This is a genomic window from Pseudomonas sp. JQ170C (genome assembly GCF_035581345.1).
GTDB lineage: Bacteria > Pseudomonadota > Gammaproteobacteria > Pseudomonadales > Pseudomonadaceae > Aquipseudomonas.
Genome location: NZ_CP141608.1, coordinates 2430051 through 2447470, shown reverse-complemented (window position 1 = coordinate 2447470; position 17420 = coordinate 2430051). Strand labels below are relative to the sequence as shown.

17 protein-coding genes and 1 pseudogene are annotated in these 17420 nt (G+C 60.0%); 9 read left to right on the top strand and 9 right to left on the bottom strand.

Annotated elements, in window-relative coordinates:
* Positions 1–90: 90 nt before the first annotated feature.
* The 5 genes from U9R80_RS11430 to U9R80_RS11410 form a co-directional block, all read right to left on the bottom strand.
* Positions 91–1065 (bottom strand): biotin-dependent carboxyltransferase family protein, encoded by a 975-nt coding sequence (locus U9R80_RS11430; RefSeq protein ID WP_301840484.1) that lies wholly within the window; start codon positions 1063–1065, stop codon positions 91–93.
* A complete protein-coding gene (locus tag U9R80_RS11425; RefSeq protein WP_301840482.1) occupies positions 1062–1934 on the bottom strand; it encodes a 5-oxoprolinase subunit B family protein in 873 nt (290 codons plus the stop codon). The genes U9R80_RS11430 and U9R80_RS11425 overlap by 4 nt, the downstream gene beginning before the upstream one ends.
* Positions 1931–3304: an acetyl-CoA carboxylase biotin carboxylase subunit gene (locus U9R80_RS11420; protein WP_301840481.1), complete on the bottom strand. Its 1374-nt coding sequence runs from the start codon at positions 3302–3304 to the stop codon at positions 1931–1933. The genes U9R80_RS11425 and U9R80_RS11420 overlap by 4 nt, the downstream gene beginning before the upstream one ends.
* A 10-nt stretch (positions 3305–3314) precedes the next feature.
* Entirely contained in the window at positions 3315–3560 is a 246-nt protein-coding gene (locus U9R80_RS11415) for an acetyl-CoA carboxylase (RefSeq protein ID WP_301840480.1), read from the bottom strand.
* 69 nt (positions 3561–3629) lie between these two features.
* Positions 3630–4388: a 5-oxoprolinase subunit PxpA gene (locus tag U9R80_RS11410; RefSeq protein ID WP_301840479.1), complete on the bottom strand. Its 759-nt coding sequence runs from the start codon at positions 4386–4388 to the stop codon at positions 3630–3632.
* Positions 4389–4513: 125 nt separating this feature from the next.
* On the opposite strand from U9R80_RS11410, the gene U9R80_RS11405 reads away from it, so the two are divergent.
* The 4 genes from U9R80_RS11405 (at position 4514) to U9R80_RS11390 (ending at position 9011) form a co-directional block, all read left to right on the top strand.
* A complete protein-coding gene (locus tag U9R80_RS11405; RefSeq protein WP_301840478.1) occupies positions 4514–5431 on the top strand; it encodes a LysR family transcriptional regulator in 918 nt (305 codons plus the stop codon).
* 123 nt (positions 5432–5554) lie between these two features.
* Positions 5555–7249, top strand: a complete 1695-nt coding sequence (locus tag U9R80_RS11400; RefSeq protein WP_301840477.1) for a DUF262 domain-containing protein — start codon at positions 5555–5557, stop codon at positions 7247–7249.
* A 7-nt stretch (positions 7250–7256) separates the two neighbouring features.
* Entirely contained in the window at positions 7257–8153 is an 897-nt protein-coding gene (locus tag U9R80_RS11395) for a serine hydrolase domain-containing protein (RefSeq protein ID WP_301840476.1), read from the top strand.
* Positions 8154–8480: 327 nt separating this feature from the next.
* Positions 8481–9011: a glyoxalase superfamily protein gene (locus U9R80_RS11390; RefSeq protein ID WP_301840475.1), complete on the top strand. Its 531-nt coding sequence runs from the start codon at positions 8481–8483 to the stop codon at positions 9009–9011.
* 289 nt (positions 9012–9300) lie between these two features.
* Here U9R80_RS11390 and U9R80_RS11385 read toward each other — a convergent pair whose 3' ends face one another.
* Both U9R80_RS11385 and U9R80_RS11380 read right to left on the bottom strand, forming a co-directional pair.
* Complete coding sequence (locus tag U9R80_RS11385) at positions 9301–10194, bottom strand: polysaccharide deacetylase family protein (protein ID WP_301840474.1); 894 nt, start codon at positions 10192–10194, stop codon at positions 9301–9303.
* On the bottom strand, positions 10194–11066 hold the full coding sequence (locus U9R80_RS11380; RefSeq protein ID WP_301840473.1) for a GNAT family N-acetyltransferase: 873 nt from the start codon (positions 11064–11066) through the stop codon (positions 10194–10196). Before U9R80_RS11380 ends, U9R80_RS11385 begins: the two co-directional genes overlap by 1 nt.
* 220 nt (positions 11067–11286) lie before the next feature.
* Here U9R80_RS11380 and U9R80_RS11375 point away from each other — a divergent pair, with 220 nt between their 5' ends.
* From U9R80_RS11375 to U9R80_RS11360, 4 genes and pseudogenes are all read left to right on the top strand, one after another.
* Positions 11287–12147: a CAP domain-containing protein gene (locus U9R80_RS11375; RefSeq protein ID WP_301840472.1), complete on the top strand. Its 861-nt coding sequence runs from the start codon at positions 11287–11289 to the stop codon at positions 12145–12147.
* 192 nt (positions 12148–12339) lie between these two features.
* Positions 12340–12537, top strand: a pseudogene (locus tag U9R80_RS11370) (acetoacetate decarboxylase (ADC)); the annotation flags it as partial.
* A 5-nt stretch (positions 12538–12542) separates the two neighbouring features.
* Positions 12543–13307 carry an aminoglycoside phosphotransferase family protein gene (locus tag U9R80_RS11365; RefSeq protein WP_301840709.1) on the top strand — a complete coding sequence of 255 codons (765 nt, stop codon included), beginning with the start codon at positions 12543–12545 and terminating at the stop codon, positions 13305–13307.
* Between the two features lie 122 nt (positions 13308–13429).
* Entirely contained in the window at positions 13430–13999 is a 570-nt protein-coding gene (locus U9R80_RS11360) for a DJ-1/PfpI family protein (RefSeq protein WP_301840471.1), read from the top strand.
* A 125-nt stretch (positions 14000–14124) separates the two neighbouring features.
* Here U9R80_RS11360 and U9R80_RS11355 read toward each other — a convergent pair whose 3' ends face one another.
* Positions 14125–14691: a TetR/AcrR family transcriptional regulator gene (locus U9R80_RS11355; RefSeq protein ID WP_301840470.1), complete on the bottom strand. Its 567-nt coding sequence runs from the start codon at positions 14689–14691 to the stop codon at positions 14125–14127.
* A 112-nt stretch (positions 14692–14803) separates the two neighbouring features.
* Here U9R80_RS11355 and U9R80_RS11350 point away from each other — a divergent pair, with 112 nt between their 5' ends.
* Positions 14804–15451, top strand: coding sequence for a glutathione S-transferase family protein (locus tag U9R80_RS11350; protein WP_301840469.1), 648 nt, complete (start codon positions 14804–14806; stop codon positions 15449–15451).
* 208 nt (positions 15452–15659) lie between these two features.
* Here the strand turns inward: U9R80_RS11350 and U9R80_RS11345 are convergent, their stop codons facing one another.
* Positions 15660–17288: a sulfatase-like hydrolase/transferase gene (locus U9R80_RS11345; protein ID WP_301840468.1), complete on the bottom strand. Its 1629-nt coding sequence runs from the start codon at positions 17286–17288 to the stop codon at positions 15660–15662.
* Between the last annotated feature and the right edge of the window lie 132 nt (positions 17289–17420).

Here is a 17420-nt window from a genome sequence, read left to right as displayed (position 1 = left end):
CCGGGTAACCCCAGGGTAGGAGCGGGCTTGCCCCGCGATAGCGGTCAGCCAGTCACAGCGCATCGCGGGGCAAGCCCGCTCCTACAGGCTTCAGGACGGGAAGAGTTTGCTCAGGCATGCCAGCTTTTTCTTGTAGGAGCGGCGCGCTTCCAACGCTTCTTCAAGGGTTACGGCAACGAACCGGGCCTTCTGGTTCGGTTGCATCTGGCCGATCAGGTCGAGGTCGGCGCTGATCACGGTGCCGATCATGGCGTAGCCACCACCCGACACCGCGTCCCGGTGCAGCACGATAGGCTCAAGCCCGGCCGGCACCTGGATCGAGCCAATCGGATAGCAGCTGTCGACGATGTTCGACGGATCGGAGCCGGCACCAAACGGCTGCTCACGGGGCTGAAAGCTCAGCGCACTGCCACCCTTGAAGCGGTAGCCGATACGGTCGGCCTCCGAACCCACGGTCCAGGCTTCGGCAAAAAAGCTGTCCGCTGCCGACGCGCTCAGGCGCTCGTAATACAGGCCCGGCACCACGCGCAGGCTGATCTCGCCACCCAGTGACTGACGCAAGGCCATGGGCAGGCTGGCGCCGGCCCGGCCCTTGCCGCTGGCAACCCCCACCGGCAACACGTCCCCGGCGATCAGCCGACGCCCCTGGAAACCACCCAGGGCGCCCAGCGCATAGGTCGAACGACTGCCAAGCACCACGGGCACATCGATGCCGCCGGCAACCGCCAGGTAGGCACGCGCCCCGGCCTTGGGAAAATCAAAGCGCAGCACTTGCCCGGCCTTGACCGTGAAGGCGGTATCGGGGTGCATGTCGACGCCATCGACCTTCGGCGTCATGTGCGCGCCGCACACCGCCACCAGGGCATCCGCCTGGAACTCCAGCTCAGGGCCGAGCAGCGTACACTCCAGCGCCGCCGCGCCCGCCGGGTTGCCGACCAATTGATTGGCCGCGCTCAAGGCGTATTGGTCGAGCGCACCGGAAGGCGGGATGCCCAGGTGGTAGTAGCCTTCGCGTCCCAGGTCCTGCACAGAGGTGGCCAGGCCCGGTTTGAGTACCTTGATCATGCCAGCACCTCCTGCAACGACTTGGGATAACCGACCGGGTCGGCCAGAAACGCATCCAGCGAGAACTCCACCGGGCGAATGCGCAGGTCAAAACGCCCCGCTTCCACCTCGGCCACTGCCTGGTCATAGGCCTCGCGATCCATCGGCTTGAACTGCACGATGTCGCCCGGGCGGAAAAACACCATGTGCTCCTTGAGGTACGCCAGGTTCTGCTGCGGGTCGTAGATCGGTGCCGGCGTGACGCCGAACATCTGGTAGCCACCGGCCCCGCGCACCGAGTAGATGCAGCCAAAGCAGCCGCCGTGGCCCAGGGTCAATTTCGGCGTATCGGTGCGCGGACGCAGGTACTTGGGCACCTGCAACTGGCGCTCGCGCTCGACCATCTGGAACATGAACGGCAACCCGGCGACAAAGCCCACCATCGAGACAAACCACGGCGCACCACTGTGGGCGGCGATGAACGCCTCGACATCCGCCAGGCCATTGACCCGGGCGGCGTATTCCAGATCAGTCACGCTCGGGTCTTGATGGCGGTCGCGAAAACGCATCAGGGTTTCGTGGGTCCAGGGGTCGTTGTACAGCACCGGGATCTCGATGATCCGCGTGTGCAGGGTGCGTTGCGCAACTGCCTCGGCCTCTGCGGCTTTCACCGCGTCGAGCAACGCCTGCGGGGCGATGCGGTCCGGGTCGAAACGGATCTGGAACGAGGCATTGGCCAGGCACACATCGAGCACGCCATCGAGGGCCAGGCGCTCTACCGCGCGCGTTACCGCCATGCCTTTGAAGAAGGCTTCAAGCGACATGCTGTCGCTGACTTCGGCAAACAGATGTTCATCTGCGCCAAAGCTGTAACGGATTGGACTGCTCATGCGTTACCTCCGCTACGGCGCTCGGCCAGCCAGGTTTCAAGGGTGCCGGTATGAAAATCGGCGCTGTGTAGCCAGGGTTGTTCCAGCAGCTCGCCGTGCAGCGATAAGGTGCTGGCCATGCCGGTGAGCGTGGTCTGCTCCACCGCCAGGCGCGCACGGGCCAGTGCCTGGGCACGGTCGCTGCCATGGACGATCAGCTTGGCCAGCAGCGAGTCATAGTAAGGCGGCACGCGGTAACCCGGGTAGAGATGGCTATCGACACGCACCCCCTGCCCTTGCGGCCACACCAGGGCGTCTACCTGCCCGGGGCTTGGGAAGAAATCCCGGGCCGGGTCTTCGGCGTTCAGGCGCATTTGCAGAGCGGCGCCGTTGATTTGAATGTCAGGTTGCGTGAAACCGAGCGGCTCGCCACCGGCAATGCGCAGCATCGCCTGGACCAGGTCGATGCCGGTAATCAGTTCGCTGACCGGGTGCTCCACCTGAATCCGCGTGTTCATCTCGATGAAGAAGAACTCGCCGGTGACGTCGTCATACAGGTACTCCAGCGTCCCGGCGCCCTGGTAGCCGAGGGCTTCGGTCAAGCGCACGGCACTGGCGCAGAGCGTTTCGCGCTGCTGCTGACTGAGTGCCGGCGATGGCGCCTCTTCAAAGATTTTCTGCCGCCGACGCTGCAGCGAACACTCACGCTCGAACAGGTGCACCGCGTTTTGCCCATCACCCAACACCTGCACTTCGATGTGGCGTGCCTTGCTGATAAAGCGCTCCAGGTACACCGCGCCATTGCCGAATGCCGCCTGGGCCTCGCGTTGGGAACGCGGGAATTCTTCGCTCAGTTGCTGGGCGTTTTCCGCCAGGCGAATACCGCGCCCACCGCCACCGGCCGAGGCTTTGATCAGCAGCGGGAAGCCAACGGACTCGGCAGCCTTGAGTGCCGAATCGACGTCGAACAGCTCACCCGGCGAGCCCGGCACCACCGGCACACCCGCTTCTTGTGCGGTGCGCCGTGCCTCGGCCTTGTCACCCATGCGCCGGATTGTCTGCGGGCTCGGGCCGACAAAAATCGCCCCGGCCGCGAGCACCGCCTCGGCGAAGTCGGCGTTTTCCGAGAGAAAGCCATAGCCCGGATGCACCGCGTTGGCACCGGTGGCCTGCAAGGCGCCGAGCAAGGCCTCGACATTCAGGTAGCTCTTGTCGGCACGGGCCGGCCCGAGGATATGCACTTCATCGGCCAGGCGCGCCGCCTGGGAGTCGATGTCCGCCTCGCTGCACGCGGCCACGGTGGGAATGCCCAGCGCCTTGGCGGCATGGATGATCCGCACGGCGATCTCGCCGCGGTTGGCGATCAGCAATTTACGAATGGCTTGGCTCATGGTCGCGCCCTCACACGTTATCGAGCGTGGCGATGACCTGACCCGGCTCCACCGGATCGCCGTCTTCCACCAGGAAGGCGCCAAGGCGTCCCTCCACCCCCGCGGTCAGTTCCGAGAACTGCTTCATGACTTCAATCAGGCCAATCACGGTGTCGGCGCTGACCTGTGCCCCCTCCTCGACGTACGCCGGCGCATCAGGGGTAGCCTTGCGGTAGAACGTCCCGGGCAATGGGGTAATTACGCTGTGTTCGGCCATGTCTGTTCCTTTTGGAATTAGTTGTAGAAAGGCAGGCAAAAAATAAGTGGGTAAACCCTGGCGCCGGCTTCAGCGCGGCGCGCGCACCGTGATCCCCGCGCTGTCGAGCGCCTTGCGTGTGGCTTCGACCAACGCCAGGGCGCCGGGGGTGTCACTGTGTAAACAGATGGAGTCGAACTCGATTGCCAGGTCTTCCCCCTCGACCGCGCGCACCACCCCTTCCTGGCAGGCACGCAGCACCCGCGCAGCGACCTGGGCCGGGTCATAGGCACGCACGTTGCGGGTAAAGACGATCGAGCCGCTGAGGTCGTACTCGCGGTCGGCGTAGAACTCGCGGATTACTGGCTGGCCGAGCTCGGTGGCGACCCGCCAGATCACCGAACCGGGCATGCAATACAGCAGCAGCTCAGGCTCCAGGCGTTGCAGGTTCTGCACCAGCAAGCGCGCCGCCTCTTCGTCCCGGGCCAGGTGCATGTACAGCGCGCCGTGGGGCTTGATGTGCTGCAGCGCAACGCCCTGAACCCGGGCAAGCTCACGCAGGGCCCCCAACTGATAGAGCATGTCGTCGACCAGCTCCTGGGCCGGCGCATTGATGTGGCGGCGGCCGAAGCCGACCAGGTCACGAAAGCCCGGGTGCGCCCCCACTGCCACGCCCAGGCGCTTGGCCTGCTCGACCGTGCGGCGCATGGTGCCGGGGTCGCCGGCATGAAAACCGGTGGCGATATTGGCCGAACTGATGAAGCCCATCAGCTCCGTGTCGACGCCATCGCCGATGGTCCATGGGCCAAAGCCTTCGCCCATGTCCGAATTGAAATCTACTGCCTGCATGGTGCTTGCTCCTGACACTTGTCACTACCTGCAGGCCACGTTAGATTCCCCCTCACCCCTTGGGAAGATCTATTAACAGATAGGGCATCTTCTGAAAAACAGATACCTGCCCGACCGGAGCGAGCATGTCACTGACCCTGCGCCAGGTGCGCTACTTCGTCGCCACCGCCGAGATCGGCCAGATCTCCCAGGCGGCGATCCACCTGAACATCTCCCAATCGGCGGTGACCACCGCCATCAAGGAGCTGGAAGCCATGCTCGGCACCCTGCTGTTCCAGCGCTCGGCCCAGGGCATGAGCCTGACCGATGCCGGGCGGCACTTTCTCAACCGCGCCTACGTGATCCAGCGCAGCGTCGACGACGCCCTCAACAGCCCGCTGCCCGACGTACGCGCCAGCGGCCTGCTGCGCCTGGCCGCCAGCTACACCGTGATCGGCTACTTCCTCCCGCACCACCTGCAACGCCTGGAGCACTGGCACCCGGACGTCGCCATCGAAGTGCACGAACAGGAACGAGAGTCCATCGAACAAGGCCTGCTGGAGGGCCAGTTCGACATGGCCGTGGTACTTACGTCCAACCTCACCCACCCGGACATCGTCTCCGAAACCCTGTTCAACTCCGAACGCCGGCTGTGGCTGCCCAGCCACCATCCGCTGTGCGAGCAGTCGGCCGTGAGCCTGGCCGACGTGGCCCGGGAGCCCTACATCCTGCTCACCGTCGACGAAGCCGAACAGAGCGCCATGCGCTACTGGGAACACGCGCACCAACGCCCGAACGTGCGGGTGCGCACCAGCTCGGTGGAAGCGGTGCGCAGCATGGTGGCCAATGGCAGTGGCGTGGCGATTCTCTCGGACCTGGTTCACCGGCCCTGGTCGCTGGAAGGCAAGCGGATTGAAACCCTGACGATTACCGACAAGGTAACGCCGATGAGTGTGGGGTTGGCGTGGCACCGGGAGCGGGAGTTCAGCCCGGCGATGAATGCGTTTCGCAACTACTTTCATGATGCATTTCTGGCGCCCCAGCAGCTATCGGCCCGGCGCTGACACGGTAGGAGCGGGCTTGCCCCGCGATCCCCAGCCACACCCTGCCCCCGAATATCCACCGTGCAAAAATGCGCAACTCAAGCGATCATTGGCACAACGCCACTATCCATAAGGACATGCTCAGTGAAAGCTTCGACGACCATCCGCAACATGATGGCCAACAACCGAATCGTGGTTCCTGCCTACCAACGCGCCTATGCCTGGGAAACGCCTACCGAAGGCTCGAACCGGACCACGCAGACGGACGTGTTCCTCCTGGACCTCGAGGCGTACCGCCGCAGCAAGTCCCGAAGTCCTTATTATTTCGGCCACTTCCTGTTCGAGGAGACGCAAGGTGAGTTTCGTGTGATTGACGGCCAGCAACGTCTGACCACGATCAGTCTCTTCCTGGCGGCCCTGTTCAATTGCCTGCAGGGCAAGCGGGCACTCACCGAAGAAGAGCAGGATTGCTACAAGGACCTCATCAAGCGCGATAGCCAGATCCGCTTCAAGACCGTGGACTATGACAACCAAGTCTTTGTCGACTATGTGATCAACCAGTCCAGAAAAGACGCCCAAACCTTCAAGACCACTTCAGCCCAGCGGCTGATCACGGCCTTCGAGTACTTCAAGAAAGCGCTAAGCGACCAATCCGAAGCGTACCTGACCGACATGCTGACCATCGTGTCTCAGGCATCGTGCAGCACGCACCCGGTTCGGGATGAAGCCGAAGCCATTCAGATGTTCATTTTCCAGAACAACCGCGGCAAACGCCCCTCCAACCTGGAGGTGGTGAAAGCGCAGTTCATGTATGCCATCCATCTGCACGGCGAAGATCAACAGCAAAAAGACAGCCTGATCGAGGAAGTCAAAAACCGCTTCGAGACCATTTACAAATCCATATCGGCGATTGAGTACCGAATCAAAGAAGACGATGTACTGCAGTACACCCTGCGCGTTCACTTCAACTCCCTGTGGGAGAGCGGCGCATTGGACAAAGTCGAGGCCATGCTGGCCGGGCCGTCACCCCTGGAATTCGTACAGGCATTTACCGACTCCCTGGCCATCAGCTTCGAGCACTTGTCCGTGTTCTTTGGCGAGGACGAACGCAACAACTTCCCGATCCACTCGTTGGTGAGCTTGGGCGGGATCGCTATCGCCCTGCCGTTCATCCTCAAAGCCTATCGGTTTGGCCTGAGCCTCGCTGACAAGAACAGACTCTGCGTGGCCTTCGAGAGCCTGATCATCCGTCATCGCCTGATTGGCACGCGTGCGGAGATCACTTCCCGCATCAGTCATGTTTACGAGCAATTTTCCACCGAGGCGTCGTCGATAGAGCCGATCCTTGATCGGATCGAACGCCTCAAGACTGCGAGTGACTGGTGGTGGGCCTATTGGAACAACGACAAATTGCTGGCTGCCCTGGACGGTGAAATCAACCACAGAACCGCCAAGCACCTGCTCTGGAAATATGAAGTCCACCTGGAAGGCGATGGCTACCGTGGCTACACACCGCGGCGCTACAGCGACATTGAACGCCCCGAGCTGGAGCACATTGCCCCTTCTACCGAACCCTCGACCCAACCCCACGGCTATGGCACCTACGACGAGACCTTCAAACAGGAATACCTGAACTGTCTCGGCAACTACCTGCTGCTGTCCAAACCCCATAACTGTGCGGTGGGCAACATCCCGTTCAAGCAGAAACTGGCAACCTACACCCACTACTTCCAACAGCGAGAGATCACGCACTTCGTGAGCGATGGCCGGGTGTGGGGCAAAGACGCCATTCAGGCGCGGCATGAGAAGATCGTCGCTGCCCTGATAACTATGCTTTGACTCTCCAATGCCGAGTTCACTCATCTTCAATGGCCAGCCACTGACGTCCGATCGCTCAGACGTGGTGGTGCCGTGGTGGAGCTTCACGAAGACGGTCCTGGCCGCTACCGCCCTGTCATTGGTCCGTGATGGGCGGATCAGGCTGGACGACGCGGTTCTGGATCAACCCTTCACCTTGCGCCAACTGCTGCGGCATGAAGCCGGGCTCGCCGATTACAGCGAACTTGCGGACTATCACACCGCCGTCGCCAACAATGAGGCCGCCTGGTCGGCAGGCGAAATGATGCAGCGCCTCGAGGGAGCCCGGCTTCGCTACAGCCCCGGCACCGGATGGCGTTACTCGAATGTTGGTTACTACCTCATTGGCAAGCTGATCGAGCAAGTGACTGAACTGTCGCTTGAAGAGGCAGTGAGTCAACGCGCACTGACGCCATTGGGCCTTTCCAGCGTTCGCTTCGCCAAAACACGAGCAGACTTACAAGGTGCCCACCTCGGCGACACAGCAAATTACGATCCCGCCTGGGTATACCACGGCTTGCTGATCGGCCCCCTTTCCCAAGCCGCCCTATTCCTGGACCGACTGCTCGCCGGGCATCTCCTTCCCCCAGGCCTGCTCCAGGAAATGCAGACAGCAAAAACACTGGGCGGCCCGATTCCGGGACGTCCATGGCTTACCCCGGGCTATGGCCTTGGTTTGATGCAGGGTGAGATTGAGGGTGGCTTTACGCTCTGTGGACACACAGGGTGCGGGCCTGGGAGTGTCGTTGCCGTTTACCGTATTTGTGACGGCGATGCGTCGGCTTGTTGTGCGGTGTTTGAGGCAGGTGCTACTGAAGGGGCTGTTGAAGGGGTTGTTGTTGGGGAACTTGTGCGGGTTCTGCGGCGAGGGGGTGGAGGCGTCTAAGTTCATTTGGGGCCAGCCGGATATCTATCCGATTACATTGGGTCGATAACGGACATTCGCGACTGACCGCTATCGACCCATAGCTGCTGCTCGCGACCGACTAAAAGCGACCCATAGGGACGATGAATCGCGCAGGAGACTTGCAACCGAGAGAGCTTCCGCTGACTTAAGCCGGTATGTATCATCTGCGCAGGCTGATGCTGCCTGCCGCTCGCTTCCGAAAGGAAAGGTGAAAGCATTTTTTTCTCTTCCCAAATCCAGTCGCATCTCTTGAAAGTCGAGGTTTGGCAACGCGAGCACCAAAATGCCTCGATTACAGGAGAAACTATGTTTTCAATCGAGCAAGCCAAGCAGATGGCGAAGAGGCTGCGTGCCTCGCTAGAGTCGCGCAATCAAGCCGTGACTCATTCCACGGCGCTGGAAACAGTAGCGCACCAGCTGGGGTACAAGGACTGGAACACTGCGTCAGCGATTCTTCCTCAGGAAAACACTCAGCCCGCGATTACATTCGACAAAACCATTCCGATACTGCGGATGTTTGACGAAATCAAGGCGCGCGAGTTCTATCTTGATTTTCTGGGCTTCAGCGTCGAATTCGAGCACCGATTTGAAACTGATCTACCGCTCTACCTCGGTATCAGCCGAAACGGTCTGCACCTCCATCTTTCTGAACATCATGGCGATGCGAGCCCGGGATCGACGATATTTGTCCCGATGCAAAACATTGAATTGCTCCGCGACGAATTGCAGGGCAAACGTTACGGATATGGACGTCCGGATATTGTTCAGCAGGGCTGGGGCCAAGTTCTAGAAGTGTATGACCCATTCGGCAATCGAATCCGGTTTTGCCAAAGCTGATCGTACTTTGCGGACGGGGTCACCCCGTCTGCTTTTGAGTCGGAGCGGTCGTTCATGAACGGCTGCTTCTGGCCGATAGCTGCCTATTGCAACGGGTATCTATGGGGCGGATATATGCCTGTCGCCAGCGGCGGGTTCAGGTCGCTTCTGGCCAATATAGAGTGGCGAAAAAAGCCTGGAGCCAGAAGTTCAGGTGTTCCTTGCCAAGACAGTGCAATGCAGTCTGAGCAAACCTGACTTCGAACGGGGTACATCAGCGTGACTCAGGCCGTTTCGAACCTCTGGCCGCTCACGCGGGGAACTGGGTTATCCAGTGCCTGGCAATTTCTTCGCGCCGACAGATCCACACCGCATTGTGGCCTTGCACGTAATCGAGAAAGCGCGCCAGCGCCATCGCCCGACCAGGATGGCCACTGATCCTCCCATGCAGGCCGACGCTCATCATTTTCGGGTGCTGCGCGCCTTCCTGCCACAGCAGGTCGAAAGCATCCTTGAGCAACTGGAAGAAGTCTTCACCGCAGGCAAAACCGTTCGGTAGCAGATAACGGGCGTCGTTGTTGACCAGTGTGTAAGGGATCACCAGGTGGGCGGGCGAGCCTGGGAGCCAATAGGGCAGGTCATCGTTGTAGGCGTCCGAGCTATAGAGAAACCCACCTTCCTCACGCAACAGGCGGCGGGTGTTCTGGCTGACCCTTCCGGTGTACCAACCTACCGGGCGTTTACCGCAGATCTGCTCGATCACGTCGAGGGTGAGGCGGATATGGCGACGCTCCTGGTCTTCAGGTATGTCGCGATAGTCCAGCCAACGGTAGCCATGCCCGGCAATCTCATGCCCGGCAGCGCAGAGCGCATGGCCAATCGCCGGGGTGAGTTCCAGTGCTCGACCGACAGCGAAGGCGGTCAGCGGCAAGCCTCGGGCGCTGAACAGCTCCAGAATGCGCCACACACCTGCGCGCGATCCATATTCGTACATGCCCTCGACGCTCAAGTCCAATTCCCCCACACGCGGCGGGCGGCCCGGTAGCTCATGTAGCCAGGCCTCCGACTGTGCATCGCCATTGGCAATGCATGATTCCGCGCCTTCTTCGATATTGAGTACGAACTGGACCGCGACGCGCGCTTCACCAGGCCATCGCGGGTGGGGTGGGCAGCTGCCATAACCGATGAGGTCGCGAGCGGACATCAGCCCAGCTCGAAGGTCGTGACGCCGAACACACGTTCGTGCGCGATCGCCGGAGGGGGGCCGAGGTACATGCGTGCGCAGCCGAAAACCTCGATCATGCCCTGTTGGCGCACGAGCGCCATCGCGGCGGGGTTATTCTCCGGGGCATCGAGAAACAGCGGGCCACCCTCGGCAAATTCCGCCAGGCGCGCGTAGAGGGCATTGGCTGCCAGGGCGTCATCGGCGAACAAGGGGCCGATCTTGTAACCTTGCCGGCAGCGCCTTACTACACCGTAGCCGCTTAGCCTGCTCTCGCGCTGGCAACCCACGGCGAGTGCGTCGGCTTGGGCCATCCACCCGCTCAGGAAGGTTTCACGCGCGGCGGGGAAACAGGTACGGTCGTAATCGACAACCTCATCGAACGGGAAGGTGGCCAACGGGACGATGTCCTGATCGTCTGCCTGTGAGGGCGCCGGGCGCTCGGTAATCTCGGCACGAAAACGCATGTTGCGATGGGAGAAGACGAAACCACCTTTGGCGTAGTAATCCTGCATCGCGAAGACGCCGTCCATGCCGATGCTCGAGCCTGGGCGGAGGCGGGCGAGGAGTCGCTCGCGGCGTGCGTGCCAGAGGGTATTGCCCAGACCTTGACCGCGATATTCAGGCCGGACGATGAAAAAACCCATGAAACCGAATTCGCCATTGTAGGAGGTGATTGCACCGCCGCCGATCAACTCGTCACCGCGGGACGCCGCGATGAAGGCGGCAGGATCCGTAGCCCAGAACAACTCGGCATCGTGAAGACCGGGATTCCACCCCTCACGGGCAGCCCAATCGACGAGCTCGTCCAGCTCGGGACGTGTCATGTTGCGTATGACCAGCTCATTCGACACCGCGAGGCTCTCCTCAGTTGCTAATCAAGCATGTGCTCCATCACCACTCTGAACCCTTTCGGTATAGCTTCAATCCGAGTAGTGATCCAGGCCGTCACGTCCCCTTGCTCCAACAATAAATTTGCACCCTTTGCTCGTGAACCTTGTGTTGAAGGCCGCAGTCTTAGCCGAGCCCTTTTATCGGCATTACCGCCGTCATCCCATCAGAGCTGTCCGCCCCATGCGCCAAGCCGTCCGCTGCTCCCGCTTTGTCTCGCTCTGCCTCATTCCTTTGTTCCCCCTGTTCGCCAGCCCCGCCCATGCCAGCGCGGAAAGGCAACTGGTGGAGGCCATCAACGACTACCGCGCCGAGCCCCAGCGCTGTGAGAGGCGTGTGGTTCGGGTCTCGACGCCGCTGGTGTTGAAGTCGAACCTGGCGTTGCCGGTCGGCTATGGCGGCGCTTTGCGGGAAAGGTTGAAGGCTGCCGGCTATCAGGCGGTGGCGGTGCGCAGCATCCGTCTGGTCGGCGCGCAAGATGCCGAGGAGGCCTTTGACATGCTCCAGAGCGACTACTGCGCAGCCCTGCTCGATACTCAATTTGCCGATATCGGCGTCAGTCGCGCCCGGAACGAGTGGCGGGTGGTGCTGGCGCGCCCCTTGCTCGATGCTCAGCTCGGCGATGGGCGATCCGCGAGCAAAGCGTTGCTGGCACAGGTCAACGCAGCACGGGCGAAGCCGCGCCTGTGTGGTCGCCAGCGCTTCGCCGCGGCACGTCCGTTGACCTGGAATACCGCCCTGGGGGCGGCGGCGCAGAAACACAGCCGGACGATGGCCAACAGCAATTACTTCGCACACCGTGACCCCGACGGTGATATGCCGGCAGACCGGGCGAGGGACGCCGGCTACCGTGGCCGCCAGATCGGCGAGAACATCGCCGCCGGACAGGGCTCAGCGAGCAAGGCGATGGCAGGTTGGCTGGCCAGCCCCAGGCATTGCGCCAATCTGATGAATCCGATGTTTACCCAGGTGGGTGCGGCCTACGCCGCGAACTCGCGCAGCGATGAGGGTGTGTATTGGACGATGCTGTTCGGCGCGCCTTGAGGGGGAGCGAGCCCCGGCTAGCTCCTCATTGTTTTCGACCTTGAAGACAACTGACCCTGGCAACTCCCAAATCTGTTTTCCCGGTGCTTGACCTTAAAGTTGAGTTTAACGTTAAGGTCATTTCAGGCAGGCCTCAGGGGCCTGCCCTGGCCGACGCCATCAAGCCAATGAAATCACCTGGAGAGAGACAGATTGAAACTCGCAAGCGCCGTTTTAACAGGATTGCTGTTCACCACATTTGCCAGCCATGCGTGGGCGCAATTGCCTGAAATGCCCGGCCAGAACGACACAACCGTGATCGATATAGCCGGTCACCTGGTGCCCGTCGTCAAGGGTGGCTTGTACGATCGCTTTCGCTCCAATCCCCCGTTGTCGGTGATCGCAGCAGATTAACCATTGATGGCGAGGCTTTCGTCTCTCTGAACGGGAATCTGCTTCCCGTTCGTCAACGTGGCTTGCCAGCCATGCTCAAAATCTCGCAAGAGCCGGAGGAGCAAGCAGGCAACCAGCTCATGGCTTGGTGGGACGGCGATGGCGCGGCGCCCGTGCTGGCCCATGATGGTGGGGCCTTGCTGATGGAGCGCGCGCAAGGGGCGGCCTCGCTCGCGCAAATGGTCAAATGTGGCCAGGATGACGAGGCCACCCGCATCCTCTGTGCGGTAGCTGTCCGCCTTCATGTGCCACGCGCCAAGCCGATCCCGGAGTTGGTTCCGCTAGTGCAATGGTTTGAAGCGCTATGGAGCATGGCGCTTACTCACGGCGGCATTCTTGAGCACTGTGCAAGGGTTGCAAGCGAGCTTTTGGCTGATCCGCGCGATGTCGCGGTACTGCACGGCGATATCCATCACGGCAATGTGCTCGATTTCGGCCAGCCCGGATGGCTCGCCATTGATCCCAAAGGGTTATACGGCGAACGGGGCTTCGACTACGCGAATACTCTCTGCAATCCCGACGACGCAAGCGCGCTTGCTCCTGGATGCTTCGCGCGGCGAATAGCGCTCATCGCGGGTGCTTCTAAGATTGATCGCCGAAGACTTTTGCAATGGGTGCTTGCATGGGCAGGGTTGTCGGCAACCTGGATGCTCGAAGACGGCGCTGAGCCAGACAGTAGGCTTGAAGTGGCGAGACTGGCAGCTTCGGCACTCAATATTGGCGTCTAAGAGATATCGACCAATAGCTGTAGGTCGCGGTGCTATCGGGAGTTCGTTTTCGACTCGAAGCAGCCGTTGAGATCTATTTGTTATCGCTTTATGTTGGTCGTTTTCATGGAGGATTCTGATTTATGGCACGCGTGGGCTTGATACTGACCCCCGGTTTTGCGGACTGGGAATATGCTTTCATTGCAGGGACCGCATCCCCGTTTTACGGGATCGATGTCAGGTTTTTCGCCGCTGCTACGGGGCAGTTCCGCTCGCAGGGGGGACTGACTGTAGTTGTGGATAGCAACTTGCAACAATGCCTGGACTGGAAGCCGGACGTTGTTGTCGTCATCGGTGGAATGATCTGGGAGCATGCAGATGCACCGGACATTCGGGACTTTCTTCATGCCAGTCGTTCAAGTGGAGCGACAATTGCCGGTATCTGTGGGGGAACACTGGCACTCGCGAGGGCTGGGCTGCTCGACTCGGTTTCTCATACCTCGAACACAGCAGACTTCTTACAACAGAATGCCGTAGGTTATGAAGGCATCGCGCTTTATCAAAGCAGCCAAGTAGCCGTGGTTGCCGACCGCATCATAACTGCACCAGGCCCTGCACCCGTTAGCTTTACCTGCGCAGTTTTCGAAGCTGCCGGACTCTCTTCAGAGATCGTTTCACAGTTCAGGTCATTGTTGGCAGCGGAACACGGGTAACTGCTTCGCCCTACAAAATAGCCGATCAGGTGATGCGTTCGGGTGTCCGTTTCTGGCCGATAACGGACATTCGCGACTGACCGCTATCGCCCCAATGCGGTCGTTTCGTCCCTTGCCAAGGCATGTCATGGCTCAGCGAGCTGCAAACACCCCTGCTGACAGGCTGTGAGAATCTCTTGCGCCAATTGGTCATCTGCCACAGCGCGAGCTAGTGCCAAACCACCAATCATCCCTACGGCAATTTGCAAAGCCTGCTGGCGTGTATCTGTCGCTGTCGTCGATTTCAGTCCGGACTCCAAACGTGTAATGAACGCTGCGAGCACGTGGGTATAGCTCTCCTGGATGGCTCCGCTTTGTTGAGCCGCATCATTGACCATGAAGGCCAACGGACAGTGCATACGGCTTGCATCCCGATGGTCCATGCGCAGATAGTCTTTGACTACCTGCTGCAAACCGTCTTTACCCGCGTCTTCCAGTATCGCGCCCCCCGCGTTCGCGGCATTTCTGATCGCTTCGGTGTAAAGCTCCGTTTTGGATGCGAAGTGACTATAGAAGGCCCCCCGGGTCAGCCCGGCATTCTTCATAATTGAGTCGATACTGACTTTTTCAAAACCTTCTAGTGCGAAGAGTCGTGCTGCGCTATCCAAAATCATTTGTCGAGTGGATGGGCGCTGTGTAGCAGGCCAGGGCATACGTCTTCTCCTCAGTAAAGCGTGGGAGGAGTATGACAAAACGGGACTTTATGTTCTTGAACATAAAGTCATACCGACCAGAATTGCCGGCTCTTTCCTCAAGGAGCTACTTATGAAATTGCACATACTGGGACCTGGATTCAGCACCTTCGTGCGTAGTGTCAGACTTTACTGCGAAGAGAAAGCGCTCGATTACACACACGGGATGCACGTGGAGGGTAAAACGATCACGCTCCACAGCCCTGAGCACAAGGCACTGCATCCTTTTGGCAAGGTCCCGGTATTACTGCATGGTGAGCGGAGCGTATTTGAAACAACCACCATTTGCCGCTACCTGGATGATGCCTTTGCGCACACTTCTCTAAGGCCCACCGACTTGGCCCAGAAGGTAAAGGTCGATCAGTGGTCCGCTGCCTTGGCGATGTATGCCGATGATCGACTGATACGTCGTTATCTCTTATTGCTGGTTTCACCTGCGCAACCGTCACGCCCTGTCGATAGAGACGCTGTGGCTAACGCCGAGCCAGTGGCTACCCAAACACTTGGGCTGCTGGAGAAGCATTTGGGCGGGCAGCCGTTTTTCTGTGGGGCCGACTACAGCATGGCGGACGCCATCCTCACGCCTATGCTCGATTACTTGGAACGCGTGCCCGAAAGTGCGCAATGGCTGAAACAAACCTCCAACCTTCGCGATTATCTTTTTCGCATGCGATTGCGCCCGTCAGGGCGCAATGTGTTGACCGAGCCGAACTTTAGTTAATGCAGAAAATACTGGGCTCAGGCCGCTGATCTGCGGTGATGGAGTAACTGCGGGTTGCCCCAGGACCGCCGATGCGGCCCTTTGCAACAAGGCTCTGCTCTCTGCGTTCAGCCGTTGAAGCAAACCGAATCAATGAACACCACGAAAAAGACCGGCTTCAACCCGGGGCAGTGCGCAGGGCCTTCAGGAAAAATCGAGCATCACGGACTTACAGCCCTATTTTCTTTGGAGGGTACTTTTTGAAGGTGGCCATGTGGGCCTGAGCTTCCGACAGCAAGGAGGCCAGCCAGGGATTGAGTCGGTGTCCCAACGGCATTGATTCCTTCGGGTCGATATAGAGATTGAACAGCCACGGAGAAAGCCCGACCTGTTCAGTGGTGCTGTAATCAATCGTCATATGCGGCGCCTGTTCCTGCGTCATCCGCAGATGCAGCTTGTATTCGCGCATCCGGATCGCCGCCAGGTTCGCCCCGCTCCATATGTACTCGGCTTCCCGTTTACTTTGGCCATTATCGACGATGAGAAAAGAGGCCTGATCGATACCGTCGTAGTAGCGGTCCTTGAGCAGCTTGTCGCTGGCACCCGCGAAATGCAGACTGGTATTGAACAGATCCATCAGGTCAAACATCTCTGCACTTTCGCGCGGCTTGATCATGTCTTTCCAGTAGGCGATCCCCGGAACGCGCACTCCCCCTTCCCAGGCTGAGCCCTTCGCACCGCGAAACGGCGTGTAGCCGGAATCCGGCCAGCTGTCCATCTGCGGACCGTTGTCCGAGGTGATGAACACGAAGGTGTTCTCCAGCACGCCGGCCTTGTCCAAGGCATCGACAATGCGACCTACCAATGCATCGACTTCGACAACATTGTCCTTGTACGGGTACTTACTGGCGCTGCTCCCCAGAAACGCCTTGCTCGGATGGTTATCTGCATGCACCCGCATAAAGTTATGGGCAATGAAAAATGGCTTGTCGCCCTTGGCCAGTGTCTGGATGCGGTCAATCGTGAACTGGGCGAGTGCCTGGTCCGCTTCGGCGAACTGCTCGATGCTGGTGGTTTTCTCTACGACCTTTTCACCCTGGCCCTTGGCGCCGTAGTACCTGTCAATCTTGCCGCCCACTTTCTTGAAGCGTGCAAGCTTTTCCGCGTCGTACACCAGGTCGGGATAGCGCCTGCCGTCGAACTGCTGAGTCAGTTCCTTCTGTGACGCGTAATACCCCTGGAACTCGTCGAAGCCAACTTCCCACGGCCGCATGCCTTCAAGCTCGCCGGTATGCCATTTGCCCGTCAAAATCGTGTAGTACCCCACGCTGGATAACAGCTGCGCAATGCTGTGCTCATCGGCCCACGGGTTCTTCTTCACCTTGTCACCGGCCAGAATCGGGCGAATCAGGCCGGTGCGCGCGGGCAGGCGGCCAATCATCATGGCAGAGCGCGTCGGGGTACAGGTCGGCTGGGAATAGGTCGTCGTCAGTTGCAGGCCCTGCGCGGCAATCCTGTCGATGCTGGGGGTTGCAGCACCAATGTGAGCGCCTCCCCCCCAAGGCCCCCCGAGGTCGCCAAAGCCGAGGTCATCGATGACCAACCAGACGATGTTGGGGCGCTTGTTGGTTTTTTTCAGCAACGCGTCGAGCTTTTCATCGGCTGCCTTGTCTTGCGCGTCCCGGGGAATAGCGGGCTGCATGTTGTCTTGTTGAACGACCGCCCGACTCAATTGCGAAGCAGGGTAAGCCCCATTGGCCAGCGTCGATTGATCTGCGGTGGGTGCTTCATCTACGGCCAGCGCCGCTGTGCAACTGAACGCTGCAATGAGTAATGCAAAGCCGGATCGGTTGTGCATGGGGGCGCTCCTTCGTGCTGATGTCATGACGGCAACGTGTGCTGCGCTGTGCTGACGACGGGCACCGGAGACCCCAGGAGATTGCGCAGGAGTGAGTGTAGACATGAAAACCTCCCCCCCTGCTGTACAGGC

What these genes read in the sequence shown, in the direction of transcription:
- U9R80_RS11430 (WP_301840484.1), bottom strand. Translation starts at nt 1,065, where the DNA reads ATGATCAAGGTACTCAAACCGGGCCTGGCCACCTCTGTGCAGGACCTG.
- U9R80_RS11425 (WP_301840482.1), bottom strand. Translation starts at nt 1,934, where the DNA reads ATGAGCAGTCCAATCCGTTACAGCTTTGGCGCAGATGAACATCTGTTT.
- U9R80_RS11420 (WP_301840481.1), bottom strand. Translation starts at nt 3,304, where the DNA reads ATGAGCCAAGCCATTCGTAAATTGCTGATCGCCAACCGCGGCGAGATC.
- U9R80_RS11415 (WP_301840480.1), bottom strand. Translation starts at nt 3,560, where the DNA reads ATGGCCGAACACAGCGTAATTACCCCATTGCCCGGGACGTTCTACCGC.
- U9R80_RS11410 (WP_301840479.1), bottom strand. Translation starts at nt 4,388, where the DNA reads ATGCAGGCAGTAGATTTCAATTCGGACATGGGCGAAGGCTTTGGCCCA.
- U9R80_RS11405 (WP_301840478.1), top strand. Translation starts at nt 4,514, where the DNA reads ATGTCACTGACCCTGCGCCAGGTGCGCTACTTCGTCGCCACCGCCGAG.
- U9R80_RS11395 (WP_301840476.1), top strand. Translation starts at nt 7,257, where the DNA reads ATGCCGAGTTCACTCATCTTCAATGGCCAGCCACTGACGTCCGATCGC.
- U9R80_RS11390 (WP_301840475.1), top strand. Translation starts at nt 8,481, where the DNA reads ATGTTTTCAATCGAGCAAGCCAAGCAGATGGCGAAGAGGCTGCGTGCC.
- U9R80_RS11385 (WP_301840474.1), bottom strand. Translation starts at nt 10,194, where the DNA reads ATGTCCGCTCGCGACCTCATCGGTTATGGCAGCTGCCCACCCCACCCG.
- U9R80_RS11375 (WP_301840472.1), top strand. Translation starts at nt 11,287, where the DNA reads ATGCGCCAAGCCGTCCGCTGCTCCCGCTTTGTCTCGCTCTGCCTCATT.
- U9R80_RS11360 (WP_301840471.1), top strand. Translation starts at nt 13,430, where the DNA reads ATGGCACGCGTGGGCTTGATACTGACCCCCGGTTTTGCGGACTGGGAA.
- U9R80_RS11355 (WP_301840470.1), bottom strand. Translation starts at nt 14,691, where the DNA reads ATGCCCTGGCCTGCTACACAGCGCCCATCCACTCGACAAATGATTTTG.
- U9R80_RS11350 (WP_301840469.1), top strand. Translation starts at nt 14,804, where the DNA reads ATGAAATTGCACATACTGGGACCTGGATTCAGCACCTTCGTGCGTAGT.
- U9R80_RS11345 (WP_301840468.1), bottom strand. Translation starts at nt 17,288, where the DNA reads ATGCACAACCGATCCGGCTTTGCATTACTCATTGCAGCGTTCAGTTGC.